Annotated in this window: 17 protein-coding genes; 5 read left to right on the forward strand and 12 right to left on the reverse strand. The window is 41.9% G+C overall.

What is annotated here, in order from left to right:
* Positions 1–26: 26 nt before the first annotated feature.
* The 10 genes from M5V91_RS10145 to M5V91_RS10190 form a co-directional block, all read right to left on the reverse strand.
* Complete coding sequence (locus M5V91_RS10145; RefSeq protein WP_009330441.1) at positions 27–377, reverse strand: 2Fe-2S iron-sulfur cluster-binding protein; 351 nt, start codon at positions 375–377, stop codon at positions 27–29.
* A gap of 106 nt (positions 378–483) precedes the next feature.
* Positions 484–654: a hypothetical protein gene (locus tag M5V91_RS10150; RefSeq protein ID WP_251175190.1), complete on the reverse strand. Its 171-nt coding sequence runs from the start codon at positions 652–654 to the stop codon at positions 484–486.
* Positions 655–866: 212 nt separating this feature from the next.
* Complete coding sequence (locus M5V91_RS10155) at positions 867–1,574, reverse strand: GntR family transcriptional regulator (RefSeq protein ID WP_019382766.1); 708 nt, start codon at positions 1,572–1,574, stop codon at positions 867–869.
* A gap of 24 nt (positions 1,575–1,598) precedes the next feature.
* Positions 1,599–2,129 (reverse strand): chromate transporter, encoded by a 531-nt coding sequence (locus M5V91_RS10160; protein WP_019382767.1) that lies wholly within the window; start codon positions 2,127–2,129, stop codon positions 1,599–1,601.
* A complete protein-coding gene (locus M5V91_RS10165) occupies positions 2,126–2,722 on the reverse strand; it encodes a chromate transporter (RefSeq protein WP_019382768.1) in 597 nt (198 codons plus the stop codon). The genes M5V91_RS10160 and M5V91_RS10165 overlap by 4 nt, the downstream gene beginning before the upstream one ends.
* An 84-nt stretch (positions 2,723–2,806) precedes the next feature.
* Positions 2,807–3,286: a GlcG/HbpS family heme-binding protein gene (locus M5V91_RS10170; RefSeq protein WP_019382769.1), complete on the reverse strand. Its 480-nt coding sequence runs from the start codon at positions 3,284–3,286 to the stop codon at positions 2,807–2,809.
* A gap of 18 nt (positions 3,287–3,304) precedes the next feature.
* Positions 3,305–4,813, reverse strand: coding sequence for an aldehyde dehydrogenase family protein (locus M5V91_RS10175; RefSeq protein WP_284522080.1), 1,509 nt, complete (start codon positions 4,811–4,813; stop codon positions 3,305–3,307).
* A gap of 76 nt (positions 4,814–4,889) precedes the next feature.
* Positions 4,890–5,621: an iron-containing redox enzyme family protein gene (locus M5V91_RS10180; protein ID WP_019382771.1), complete on the reverse strand. Its 732-nt coding sequence runs from the start codon at positions 5,619–5,621 to the stop codon at positions 4,890–4,892.
* Positions 5,622–5,846: 225 nt separating this feature from the next.
* Entirely contained in the window at positions 5,847–6,617 is a 771-nt protein-coding gene (locus M5V91_RS10185) for a creatininase family protein (protein ID WP_009330448.1), read from the reverse strand.
* 60 nt (positions 6,618–6,677) lie between these two features.
* Positions 6,678–7,010, reverse strand: a complete 333-nt coding sequence (locus M5V91_RS10190; RefSeq protein ID WP_009330449.1) for a 2Fe-2S iron-sulfur cluster-binding protein — start codon at positions 7,008–7,010, stop codon at positions 6,678–6,680.
* A 919-nt stretch (positions 7,011–7,929) separates the two neighbouring features.
* On the opposite strand from M5V91_RS10190, the gene M5V91_RS10195 reads away from it, so the two are divergent.
* The 3 genes from M5V91_RS10195 to M5V91_RS10205 all read left to right on the forward strand — a co-directional run bounded on the left by M5V91_RS10195 (position 7,930) and on the right by M5V91_RS10205 (position 10,103).
* Positions 7,930–8,265 carry a hypothetical protein gene (locus M5V91_RS10195; RefSeq protein WP_009330450.1) on the forward strand — a complete coding sequence of 112 codons (336 nt, stop codon included), beginning with the start codon at positions 7,930–7,932 and terminating at the stop codon, positions 8,263–8,265.
* Between the two features lie 456 nt (positions 8,266–8,721).
* A complete protein-coding gene (locus M5V91_RS10200; protein ID WP_284522081.1) occupies positions 8,722–9,663 on the forward strand; it encodes a hypothetical protein in 942 nt (313 codons plus the stop codon).
* A 2-nt stretch (positions 9,664–9,665) separates the two neighbouring features.
* Positions 9,666–10,103, forward strand: coding sequence for a hypothetical protein (locus tag M5V91_RS10205; RefSeq protein ID WP_284522082.1), 438 nt, complete (start codon positions 9,666–9,668; stop codon positions 10,101–10,103).
* A gap of 25 nt (positions 10,104–10,128) precedes the next feature.
* On the opposite strand, the gene M5V91_RS10210 is transcribed toward M5V91_RS10205, so the two are convergent.
* Entirely contained in the window at positions 10,129–10,809 is a 681-nt protein-coding gene (locus M5V91_RS10210; RefSeq protein ID WP_251264604.1) for an NAD(P)-binding domain-containing protein, read from the reverse strand.
* A 91-nt stretch (positions 10,810–10,900) separates the two neighbouring features.
* Positions 10,901–12,346, reverse strand: a complete 1,446-nt coding sequence (locus M5V91_RS10215) for a hypothetical protein (protein WP_009330453.1) — start codon at positions 12,344–12,346, stop codon at positions 10,901–10,903.
* A 546-nt stretch (positions 12,347–12,892) separates the two neighbouring features.
* Here M5V91_RS10215 and M5V91_RS10220 point away from each other — a divergent pair.
* On the forward strand, positions 12,893–13,045 hold the full coding sequence (locus M5V91_RS10220) for a hypothetical protein (protein WP_284522083.1): 153 nt from the start codon (positions 12,893–12,895) through the stop codon (positions 13,043–13,045).
* A 41-nt stretch (positions 13,046–13,086) separates the two neighbouring features.
* Positions 13,087–13,698, forward strand: a complete 612-nt coding sequence (locus M5V91_RS10225) for an aspartate dehydrogenase (protein WP_369425986.1) — start codon at positions 13,087–13,089, stop codon at positions 13,696–13,698.
* Positions 13,699–13,709 lie beyond the last annotated feature (11 nt).

Genomic DNA, 13,709 nt, shown 5'->3' on the forward strand with positions numbered 1-13,709 from the left:
CATTACAGAATGCAGTATTCGCAATCTCATTTTCCTGTTGTAACGGTTTGCTTTAATTTATCCGGCTTTCTCTTTTTCACCTGATCTGTAACTTCATCGTCCCATGAAATGGTGATATCCCCGTCTGTAACGAATGTCTGGCAGCCTAAACGATAGCCTTTCCCCAGCCATTCTTCTCCCAGCTTCCTTCTTTCCTGGATTTTTACGTTGTCCAGGTATTCTGCTCCTTCTTCAGTTTTAAAAACACAAGTACCGCAAATTCCTCCGCCGCAGCGATTTGGCAGATCTCCATCATAGCGGAGCGACATTCTTAATATATTAGAATCCTCAGGCACTTCCAGAGTTTTGTTGCTATTGACAAAATGGATGTTTGGCATGATTGAATTCCTCCCTGTGGTTTCGTTTCTTAGTTCTTGGTATACAATATACCATATAAATAATATTCAGACAATACTAAACTTTTAAATATTTTATTTTAAGTTATTACTCTAATCCCGTAACTGCAGCACTGCTTTGCCCTTGACCCTTATGCATTTTCCATAGTCGACATTCTTTGAACATATCCCCATTGGTTTCTTCTCCCTCTAAAGAAATGGCCAGTTCGGACTGATTTCTTCCTCTTCTGTCCCGAAGGTCGCCCAAGTTCGGACTCACGCCCTCCAGTTTCTTCCTCTACTGTCCGAAGGTCGCCCAAGTTCGGACTCACACCCTCCGGTTTCTTCCTCTACTGTCCGAAGGTCGCCCAAGTTCGGACTCACGCCCTCCGGTTTCTTCCTCTACTGTCCGAAGGTCGCCCAAGTTCGAACATTATTCCTAATGTTCCTTGCTCTCCTGTCCGAAGGATGCTTCATTATTTTCTTTTACTTTCATTCATAAACGTTTTGCTGTTGAAATTTTAGTAGGTCCCTCTTTTTAACACTGTTTATATACGCCATGTAGGCTTTCTTCGAATTTTCAATATGAATCCTCATCAGGTATTCAGCTATTTCGGCATCTTTATCGCGCAGTGCCTTCATTATATCGATATGTTCTTTTAATGAGTCCTTCCTTCTTCCTGGTGTTTCATATCCCATATTGGCCGCCATATGAATAAAATCGATCAAGCCTGATAGGATTTCATATAGTTTTGGACTTTTGGATGCCTTATTAATCAGCCTATTCATTTGAATATGTTCGGAATTGAAGTTTTCTTCATCCTGTTCACTTAGCTCCATTAGTTCCTTGATTTTGAGATCCAGTTCTTTTTGTGTACTTGTATCCATTCTTTGTGCTGCCAATTTTACAGCCAGCACTTCCAGTGAAGAGAGAATCGTAAATACCTCCAATACTTCATCCTCTGAGATATTGGAGATGACAACCCCTTTTCTGGGAACTGTTTTCACGAAACCTTGAGATTCCAGCCTGAACAGAGCCTCCCGAATCGGTGTGCGGCTAATGTTTAGCTTGGCTGCAAGTTCTCTTTCTACCAGTCTGTCTCCTGCCTGGTATTCTCCTTCTAAAATGAGTCTTTTCAGGTACAAATACGCATGTTCGCGTATAGATATTAAGTTGTTTTCCTCCCATGTTCTATCCATTTTTCCACCTCCTATTTTTATAACTTAAGATAAAAAGATTCCTCCATAAAATAAAGCTCCAAATATAACAAGCGAAGGATGAACCTTGAATTTAATTAATGTTAAATAGCTAACGGCTGCAAGAAGCACAAGATGCAGCATTCCGCTGTTTTCAAAGGCTGTCAAAAAGAACTGGTAGGCCATGACAGCCAGGAGGACAGCAATGATCGGCTGCACGGATTTGGTCATTAGCTTTACTTTAGGGGAATCTTTGAATAGATTAACAAACTTAAACAGGACGATGACTGCCAGCGCTGATGGCAGGATGGTAGCTGCCAAAGCCACTGCCGCCCCTAAAACCCCGCCTAATTCATAGCCGATGAATCCAGCCATTTTTGTTGCAATGGGACCCGGCAGCGCATTGGCAATGGCGAGAACATCCCCAAATTCAGTGAGTGTCATCCAGCCATTGTTGTTCACTACTTCTATTTGAATGAGCGGGATCGTTGCGGGTCCCCCTCCGTAACCCAATAGATTTGCTACAAAAAATGCCCAAAAGATCTCCCAATATATCATGAACTTTTCTCCCTTACTGGCATGTACTCTTCAATTGCCTTTTTATTCGCCTGCTCCTTCCGATGGGCAATATAAAATGCTGTGCTTAAGACTATCGCAATTAAAATACCGGGATGCCATTCCAAAAACTGAACAAATACCAGTGATACGGCAGCCAGCATAAGATTTTTTGGCAGCCCTAAGCCCTGGCTGCCTTTCTGGTAGAAACGATAGGCCATCTCTGCCAGCATAAAGCCAATGACTGGTGTCACTCCCTGTACCATTCCGCTGACAATCGGGGACTGGCGAAAAGAGTATAAAACGCCAAGCAAGGCTAGCATGGCAATAATAGAAGGAAGGATATGAGTAAGGATAGCTACTGCGGCACCCATGCTGCCTTTGACTTTGTAGCCGATATAGGCAGCCATTTTCGTTGCAATCGGTCCTGGCAGCGTATTGGCTAATGCCAGAATCTCCCCGAATTCCTCCTCCGTCATCCATTTATATTTCTTAACTGCTTCAAATTCAATCAGCGGTATTGTCGAAGGACCTCCTCCATACCCTGTCACGCCGGTGCGTGCAAATCCAATTGCCAATTCAAGATAAGGCTTCATGCGATCCTCCCCTTATTTAGGTGTTATTGACTGAAGAAGGACCTCATTCCGCTACCTATTAATAACGAATGAGGTCCCTTTCTATTATTTTTTAATATCTGCTTCGGTTACAACTTCATAGCCGTCTTTTTCCACGTGGGATTGAAGGGCTTCTAATGCAGCGATACCAACAGCCGTATCCTGCTCTCCATTTCCTCCGCTGATGCCGATTCCGCCAACGACTTCCCCATTAACAACAATTGGGAACCCTCCGACAAACACAGCAAATTTGCCATTAAGCATATGCTGGATGCCAAATGCCTCATTGCCTGGAAGGGCAGGCCCGTTCGGTTCTTTATTGAATAGATGGGTGGAGCGTTTATGGCCGGCTGCTGTGTAAGCCTTGGCAATTGCAATTTCTGGCCCGGTGATTCTTGCTCCATTCATGCGCTCCAGGGCAATCACACTTCCTCCGTCATCGACAATTGCAATGGTTTCAAAGACATTGATTTCCGCTGATTTTACCTTTGCTGCTTCAATCATCAATTTTGCTTCTTCCAATTCAAGTTTTAGAGCTGTTTTCATCATCATTCTCCTTCTGATTTAATAGCCAATATAAACGGTTTTCACTTGAGTGAAAAATTCCAGGCCCACTCTTCCCGATTCCCGGAACGTAGCGGTGCTGGATTGCTTTAATCCGCCAAAAGGTGCATTGATTAAGTTGCCGGTTGTTGTCCGATTCACTTTTACCGTGCCTGCCTGAATGTCTTTAGTAAACCGGCTGGCTGTTTTTAAGTTAGTTGTCACAATGGAAGCAGACAATCCATAGTCAACGTCATTGGCAATCGCAACGGCCTCTTCATATGTATCTGCCTCGATCACGGCAATGACAGGTCCAAAGATTTCTTCCTTGGCAATGCGGTGATTTGGCTTAACATTAGTAAAAATGGCCGGCTGCACAAAATATCCTTTTTCATATTCACCTGATGTGAGGTGCTCACCGCCATATGCTAGTTCCGCACCGTCTTCTTTGCCAACCTCAATATACTTCAGGACATTTTTCAGCTGTCTTTCATTTGCAAGCGGGCCGATCTTAACTCCTTCTTCAAACCCGCTGCCAATTTTAAGGGCGCTTGTTTTTTCAATCAATTTCTCCAAAAATGCATCTTTTACTTCGTTCATCACGATCACTCTGCTTGTTCCTGTACAGGCTTGCCCGGTTAAAGAAAACCCGCCATTCACTGTTAATGCAGCGGCAAGATCAAGGTCAGCATCTTCCATAACTAGAAGCGGGTTCTTTCCTCCAAGTTCCATTTGAGTGCGGGTGGTGAAAGAGCATTTGCTATGGATGTCCTCTCCTGCAGCTGTTGAGCCAGTGAAAGTGACAGCCTTGACTGCAGGATGGGTGACCAGTAAATCACCAACATCAGATGCCTTCCCAGTAACAAAGTTCAAAACGCCATTTGGTATACCGGCCTCGTGCAGCGCTTCAACAAGCCGCACGGCAATCAGAGGGGTATCTGAAGAAGGTTTGAACACCACTGTGTTTCCAGTAATTAATGCCGGAGCAATTTTTCTCGCAGCAATGGAGATTGGAAAGTTCCATGGCGTGATCACACTTACCACTCCAAGCGGCTCTCTTTCTGTCGAAACTCTCATATTTGGATCATCATTCGGGAAGGTTTCACCTGTGAAGCTTTGTCCCTCGACCGCATAATAGCGAAGTGTCTGTGCGGAGCGCAGCACTTCATTTTTCGCATCATTGACATGCTTTCCTTCTTCCCTTGTCAGTTCTTCTGCATATTGGGCAGCATTTTCTTCGAGATGTGCTGCGGCCTTGTTTAAAATGGCAGCACGCTTTGATGGAGCTGTCTTTGCCCAGCCAGGGAAAGCTTCACTGGCAGCTTCAATTGCCTCTTTCACATCGGTTTCAGTGGATGCCTGAAAAACGCCGACAACATCTTCTGTATTTGCAGGGTTCACACTATAAAACTTCTTTTGGCTCGCGGATTCCTGCCACTCACCATTAATATAGTTATTGAATGTTTCTACCTTTGTTGTAATCAAACCTATCACCTTACTCTCTGTTAATTTCTCTCTTTCCTGAGACAACTTCTCCTATTATAGAAAGAGCCGCCACATAGACCTCGAAGGACAAGATTTAGTGTGACGGCCTGGATATTACATATTATTTTGCTTCTACTAAAGAACCAAGATCTTGTTCAAGATATTCCCTCCATAAGCCATCCATGTACATACGGCGCATTTTCGCACCTGTGCGGACTACTTCAAGGCAGCGCTGCTGTAATTCAGGAGTATCTGCATGGTCCAAAACGATTTTGTAGCCGCGTTCTCCATGGATTTCATCGGATACGATATGAAGATCGAAGAATTCGATTTCTTCATCCGTGAATCCGTATTGTGCACGGAGAGCCGGAGTCTGCTTTCGATAAATGTCCGGAACCTGGGATTCCAGGCCGACAACTAGAGCAGCTGTTGCTACAACGAAGTTTTCACGGGCAGCTACTGCGTAGCACCAGCTTTGCAGGCCTAATGTTGTTGGAGCCATGTTTTCTGGATTGATTACTCGTTCGCGGGTTGTTCCACATGCTTCCGCAAAGCGAATCAGCAAGTCTGTATGGCGGTCTGCCGCAATTTCTTCTTCATACATGTTTTGAAGTGTGAAATCTTTTGCTGCTTCAAATTTTGGATCGGTTGGAGTGTTGTGATAGATGTATGCTAAGTAGTCAGCAAAAGGTCCAACATAGTGGTAATGGTTTTCTGCCCATCTGGCAAAATGCTTTCTTTCCAATTTTCCTTCAGCCCAAGCTACAGTGAATGGAGCTTTCTGGCTATGGTTTCCTTTAATGGCTTCCTCTAGTTCTTTGCGAAATTCATCTTTCGATAATAATTCTGGCATGTGTAAACTCCTCCTCGAAATTTATGTAGCCTATTGGCACTTGATATTTTGTATACCAAAACTTATTAAAAAATAATAGGTTGCTAATTTACAACCTTATATTACCTTGTTTTTTTGGTCTTTGGTATACCTTAATGAAATCATAACCTATTCTTTTTGAATTGTAAACATAATTTTTAGAATTTTTTAAAGATTAATTTTTATCGTATGATAGATTGTAAGTAACTAATAAAGCAGCTCTTCTTTAAGATCAAGCAGCTCGGAAAGTTCTGCAGACAGATTATCCAGGGCTTCTTCAACGATTTGCTCTCCGATTTCCCTGCTCCCTTGCCGGCCATCACCTATACAGCCGTTTCCAGTCATTTCTTCATAGAAGTAAAATCCCTGGACAGCTTTCCCAGGCCGGAGCCTTTCCCATCTTCCGCCTTCCTTGATATCTCCTTTTTCCAAGAGGTCCTCTCTTACCAGTTCAGGAGCAAGATACAGGGCTTCAGACACTTCCCGTTCGCAGCTGTGGCCAAATAAAGGGGATTTTACATATTTCCCGATAGATCCCTTTGCAGATGACGTGGTCTTTGCATAGTAGACTTCTACTTCCAGTTCCTTGGTGATAGTCATGGCGGCCAAATTCAGTGTAGATTGGTTTCCGCCATGTGAATTCAAAAATAAAAACTTCTTGATTCCATGCTGTTTCAGTGAGGAAACCATGTCTGTAAGAATGGCAATCAAAGTTGAAGGCTGAAGTGTTATTGTACCGGGAAAATGGATGTGATGCTCGGAAACCCCCATGTTAACAGTCGGCGTCACAATAGCATATGGGAACATTCTCTGCCCCAGTTTATTAGCCATTCTCTCCGCAAGCACCGCATCACAGCTTTCGGCCATATGTGGACCATGCTGCTCATGTGCTCCAACAGGAATTATGGCAAACTCTACTGTGTCTAGTGATTTCTCGACTTCCTTCCAAGTCATTTTAGTAAGATCATAACAATTCATTTCTTGATACCCCGCTTATTTTAGGTATTTTGTATACCAATAATAAATAAAAATAAAAAACTATTTTGTAATAACTGCAGTAGTCTTCTTAGGGGGCTTTACAGAGATGTTTTCCTGGGATATTTCAATGTCGTTTTGGATCGTCATTTGACAGGTTAACCGATACCCTTCTTTCACTTTGTCGCCAAGCATTTTTTCTTCCTTCCAATTTGGCGGAGCGAGATCATCTCCCCCATTTAATACTATGCACGTACATTTTGTGCATCTTCCCATGCCGCAACCATATTTTAATTCGGGAAACTGGCGGATCCCTGCAAGGACAACCAAATTGGCATTATCCTTTACCTGCTTTTCCACAATCTCTCCATCCACATGAAGCGTTACCTTCGGCATAATATTACCCCTTTCAGTTAATTCTAAAGATTTTGATACTTTTTCAAAGTATACAATCTTTCGGGAAGATTAGCAAACTCGTTTTTTATTTTTTTGTGTTTGGCGGATATAGGTAGGTGTCTCTTACTGGATTAACTACGATTTTCCTTTGAGTGCGATTAATTTCGTCGTGATTCGGCTACATTAACTACCATTTTCTTTGGGTTTAATTATTTCGTCGTGATTCGCTCACATTAACTACCGTTTTTCCTTGTGTGTGATTAATTTGGTCGTTATTCAGCGAGATTAACTACCATTTTCTTTGAGTTTAATTATTTTCATCGTGATTCGGCCGCATTAACTACCGTTTTTCCTTGTGTGTGATTAATTTGGTCGTTATTCAGCGAGATTAACTACCATTTTCTTTGAGTTTAATTATTTTCATCGTGATTCGGCCGCATTAACTACCGTTTTTCCTTGTGTGCGATTAATTTGGTCGTTATTCTGTGAGATTAACTACCATTTTCTTTGAGTTTAATTATTTTCGTCGTGATTCGGCCGCATTAACTACCGTTTTTCCTTGTGTGCGATTAATTTGGTCGTTATCCTGTGAGGTTAACTACCATTTTCTTTGAGTTTAATTATTTTCGTCGTGATTCGGCCGCATTAACTAACATTTTTCCTTGTGTGTGATTAATTTGGTCGTTAATCTCCCAGTTGGCTCTCGCCCTTTTCCTCTTTAATGAACAATAGATAAACTTTTCGCTGAATTATTAAAAAATTTAGAATATATTATTGAATATTTCAAAATCTTAGTATAAAATAAGCTCAAGACAAATGGTATACAATATTCCAAATAGAAGGAGGTATGCTCTCGAGCTACATATGAGCAATTCTGCATTTGCAACTAAGTTCAAATAAAACTAAAGGAGTGTTTTAAATGGGTAAATATATTGTATTAACAAATAAAGATACTTTCCAGACCATTCTTGAAAATGAGGGTCTAAAGCCGGTTGAGACATATCATTTTTATTTTTTCGAAAAGCTGAAGGCTAAGTACACAATAGCGGAAGTTTTGGATGAGAATATGAAAATCCAGCTTTATGAAGAGTATGAAGGAAAAGAGTATGTAAATCATATAGGTGTTAAATTTTTTGAGCGGTTTGAAACGCTGGAAGCAGCCAGAGAAGAACTGGATGAAATAGTAAAGGCATCCGGCAATAGTGAAGACTCCATACATTCCAAACTGGTAAAATCTGATGAAGTAGCAGTATAAATGTTATTACTAAACCCGGAGGAAGCCGCTCTTCTTCCGGGTTTCCTGTTCATAAAAAAAGCGGAAGCGGCTTGTCAGGGGGCAGGCTTCTTGCACTTGACATTTTTCTGTGTTCATAATTCTAACTTTCTTATACTATTGAAAAAACCGCCAAAGATAAGGCGGCTTTACTAGAATTTTAAAGTTCTTCTCAAACGGGCTAATTTTCTTTCTGTTTTCTCAATTGCATATTTGGATCCAAATAGAAAATGGAACATCGGGGCGTCCTCCTTTTTTCTCTAACCTGTTATCATTATTATATTATGAATTTTTGAGATTCACAACAAAATTGTATACCAAATACCAAAATAACAATAGAAATGTGGCTGATTTTTGAATAAATAAAGAAAAAGTGAAAATTTGGTATACAATTTACTTTTTACCATATATTTCATTTAAGATCGCGAGGGTGTTGATATGCTGAGAGTTTTATTTTTGACCGTGATTGGTTTATATTTGCTGTCCACTTTACTTCCGCAATGGAATATCGATCCCCTCCTCTCTATCTTGTGTTTTATCATAGTAGTTTTAACATTCAGGCTTGCGAAGAGATTTGTACAGATTCTTGGGGGCGTATTCCTGGCTTTTGGTGCTGTGCTGCTTTGGACAAGCGGCTCAGACTGGCAGCAATATATTCTTGCCTTTGGACCAATGCTTGATCTGCTTACCATGTTTACGTTAATACCGATACTGGGGATTCCGGTTAAACTTGGGCGATACGGGGAAGGCATCCAGGCCATTATCCAAAATCGGGTAAAAACATCTGGTCATTTATATATGATGACTTCGGGGATCTCTTACTTTTTTAGCATTTTCATGAATCTTGCCACTCTTCCCATGACGTATTATTCAATCCGGCCGGCACTCGGGAGCTTTCCGGTGCGTAACAAGGAACGATTCATGAGCAGAGCGATTTCAAGGGGGTTTGCAATGCCATTAATCTGGGCGCCTGTTACGCCTATTGTGGGAATTGTGATTACAATGACAGGAGTCAGCTGGGTATCCATCCTCCCCTATGTCATTCCGCTGAGCATATTGGGTTTAGCAATGGATTGGTTTATTGGTTCCCGTCAGTCCCAGCCTATGAAACTCCCCCAGCCCGGCGAAGTAACTGTGCATGAAACGGCTGCAGCCCTGGAAGCAGGTTATGCCGGCCGGCCTGGCAGAGTTTTTCAAATCCTGATAGCCATCGCAATTTTTAATGTTCTTGTATCCCTAGCTGAGACGCAGCTATCTTTGCCTTTCTTAATTCTTGTTTCTTTAATCGTTATTCCATTCGCATTCAGCTGGTCTCTTTTATTAAAAAAAGGGAAAAATTTGGCGAACAGCTTGCTGAGCATTTTAATACCTTCGCCTTGAGCATGAAGGATCAATTTTTCATTTTTTTATCAACAGGCTTTTTTATCTCAGCCATGAACTTGTCGAATGCAAATGAAGTCCTTTACGATTGGATTGCAGCCTTTATAAATGTGGCTGGGGTCGAATTTTTCCTGATCATCTTGCCTTTGATCCCTTTAGGGCTGGCATTTCTGGGCCTTCATCCAGCCGTCTCACTTGCATTGATGATTGAAGGCGTCAACCCGGCAGACATCGGAATTTCACCTCACATTCTGACAGTTGCGATGCTGTCTGGGGCTGTTTCCGCCTTCTTAGTGGGTCCTTATAATGCCACTCTTGGCCTCATGTCAAACATTATCAAAGTCGATTCCTATAAAGTCTCCAACTGGAATATGCCCTTCGCGGCAGTTTATGTTGCTTGTGTGATGTTCTATTTGTTTTTACTGGAAAGATTACTCTAATAGAAAAAGCTGCTGATCAACTAGTTTAATCAGCAGCTTTTTTAGTGGATTCCTTTATTTCTTTCACGACCTCCTGTGCAAAATGCCCCAGGGTGCCTTGACTGTAAGAGCGGATGACTTCAGGTGCCAGGGAGGCAAGAGCTCTTTTAATATAAGCTGGCGGATAGTCTTTGCTGATAAATTCGTTCTCGATTTCGACAGCTGTCTTTATGGCAAAGAATGTTGCCAGTTTGTTAACTTCTACTAATCTTCCTTCACTATCCTTTACGATTTCCCCCAATGGCTTGATAAGGTCTATTATCGGACCTGGCAGTTGGTCCTCTGAAATAAACAGTCCATTTCCATTCTCCATTAAATCTCTCGAATGCCCCATATACTTCAATCCATATACCTTGAAGGAAGGGAATCTTTCTGAAATGCCTTTCGTTGGAAGTGCAGTCGCCATGTTGATGAAAGCAACTGAAGACTCCACAGGAAACATGCTTTCCATGAAAGAAATCACTTTTCCGGCCGGCAAAGCGAGCAGAATTATATCCATTTGTTTCAGTTCGTCATCGTTTAAAGGGCGTCCGTTAGGGAACTTTTCAGCAAATTGTTCTGCCTTTAATCTGTCGGGATGATAAATGCCGATTGGAAGGTTTGCTTTATGCCAGTGAGTCATCATGGCAGTCCCCAATTTTCCAATCCCTGCTAAACCTATTTTCATCAAATGCCTCCTATTCTGAAAAAAAGACTATCCTCTAAGTTAGTTTATTCTAACTTTGCAGGATAGCCTTTTATTTTTCAAGATTACTGTTTTACCAGATTAAAATAGCTATTAATGTGGCGATAAAAAGGCTGGCGACAACAGGGATAAAGTTTTTCCTGGCCAGTTCCAGCGGTGAAAGCTGAAGGAATCCTGCTACTGCCACAAGGGAAGACCAGGCAACAATTGTTCCTCCGCCCCAGATGGCACCCATCTGCCCGATCGCTGCCAATGTTGAAGGATCGATATGACTTCCATTTGCCAAAGCACCCGATAAGGCACCTGTTAACGGCAGCCCCGAAAAGCCTGAACCATCCAAACCAGTGATCAGACCGACGATTAAAAGACCAAAACCGGCAATAAAGGCATTTTCCGGAATATAAGCCTGTCCTGCCTGTATCATATCAAACAAGAACGCAGGCTTGGCAGCGCTTTCATCCAGGGATAGTATCGTGCCGGTGAAGTCCGAGCTTCCCATAAAGAAGAAACCTGCTATTGGAATAACGGGGGCCATCGCTCTGAAGGCGAAAACAAATCCTTCAGTTAAATGCTCGCTAATTTTATCCAAGGCATGGATGCGATTAAATGCCACGGTGGCGAGCACCAATAAAAGTGTCGCTACCCCTCCGATAAAGGCAGCTCCATCTGTTCCTTCAAATCCGGATCCACCCGCCAGCTTTGTTGAGAACATATAGAGCATAACAGCCAGCATGGATAAGGGCACTACTACGGCAAAGACCTTTCCCCATGTATTTTTTCTCTGGATAGTTTCAGCACTTTCTTCAGCTGTGGCCGCAAGCTCATTGGCTACACCAAAAAATGCTGAATCCTCAGGGTTTAGCGAGGAGTCATGGTGTCCATTTTTAACAATAGATTTTCTATGTGCCAAATAAATATAGCCTAATGCGCATACTCCTGTAATGATGGAAAGAACCAATGTCTTATCAGCAACCAGTGCCTTATCAATTCCAGCTGCTTTGGCGCTTAGCATCGGTGCTACCTGCATGATATAATCAGATGAGAGCGCCATTCCCTGGCCCGCAATGACAATGACCATGGCAGCCGTCATCACAGGCAATCCAGCCCTGACCGCTGCCGGGACAAGCAATGCACAGATAAGCGGGACAGCAGGAGTCGGCCAGAAAAAGAGTGAAATTACATAGGTAGTAACCATTAATACTAAATAGGAAACATGCCCATTGATCATTACCTTCTCAATCGGGCCGATAAGCTTTTTATCAGCTCCCAGGTCTTTCAAAGAATTAAGAAGCGCGATCATAAGGGAAATGATTAAGAATATACTGAACAACTCTTTTGCTGCGAGGAGATTAGCGTTAAATACCGCCTGGAAGCCGGCGATCAGACTTCCTTTATAGATGACTGCCACAAAGAAAGTTCCGATGATAACCGGCAAGACAACGCCTCTTCTAAAAAGCATTGTTGCGATTACAGACACAGTAACAATTGCATAGACCCAATGAGCAAATGTTAACTCCATATATTCCCCTCCGTTTTTCGTATTAAAAATATCTCTCTATAAATAAATTGCAAAAGACAGATTGCAGGAGGCATGATCTGTTTATCTACAGCTGAATATGTAATACCTCAACACTTGGCTTATTCAGGAGGTTTTGAAACATTTTCCAAAAAGCATACTGCATTTTGTGGATTGTATACCAAACTAAGCAAAAAACAAAAAAGCGACAATCTTCGATGTGTTTGTGATATGTGAGTTCGCCAGCCGAATCATCCAATACTATTTACTTATGCTCCTTCAGAAATACAGTTCTAAAGATCAGCCTTACTTCCTCTGGTAGACCACCTCCCATTTTCACTATTTTAAACTTGTATACTATAATAACACTAAAAATAAATATTGTGCAAATAATTTTGAAAATTTAGATGTTTTAATATTTTCTATAAAATATATTGCTCTCTTTATGGATTTAAGTTAAAATCTAGAATAAAATTGCACAAAGTATATAGTATACCGATTTATAAATTCCTAATTTTTAGGGGTGATTCCCAAGAAGGAGTGATAAATATGCTTAAAGCTGGAATTATCGGTTATGGAACGCTGGGGAGAACCATTTCGGAATTAATTGAAGCCGGTCATGCTGGCGACGTGGAATTAAAGTCTGTACTGGTTAGAAGAAAAAGGGAGCAGAGCATGCTGATAAAAAAACATTTGCTCTAACATCAGATGAAGCAGAATTTTTTAATGGGGATTTAGATATTATCATAGAAGCAGCGGGTCATCAGGCTATACATATGTTCGGGGAGAAAGTGCTGGCAAATGGAAGCCATCTTGTGGTGCTTTCCGTAGGAGCATTGGGAGACTCCGGTTTTTATGAACAACTGCAGACCGCGGCCAAGCAGCATAACCGGCAGATTTTTATCCCGTCTGCTGCTATCGCCGGTCTGGACCGGATTGCAGCAGGTTCATTGGGGGAAATTGAAAATATTACCTTAATTACAAGAAAGCATCCCCGCAGCTGGAAAGGTACGATTGCGGAAGAAAAAGTGGATTTACATACGCTGACTGAACCATTTTGTATTTATGAAGGGAATGCACGGGAGTCATCCAAGCTGTTTCCGCAGAGCGTGAATGTGTCAGCGGCCCTTAGCCTTGCAGGAATCGGCTTCGAAGATACTAAAGTAAAAGTCTATGCTGATCCAACTATCCAATCGAACAAACATACCATCAAGGCAAAGGGTTATTTTGGCGAAGTGGAGATATCCGTATCGAATGTTCCTTATGAGGAAAATCCAAAATCCAGTCCGATTGTCGCCATGAGTGTGGCAAAGGTTTTAAAAAATTTAACTTCGCCATTTGTGATTGGAGTGTAAAAATTAAGAAA

The sequence above is a fragment of the Cytobacillus pseudoceanisediminis genome, from assembly GCF_023516215.1.
GTDB lineage: Bacteria > Bacillota > Bacilli > Bacillales > Cytobacillaceae > Cytobacillus > Cytobacillus pseudoceanisediminis.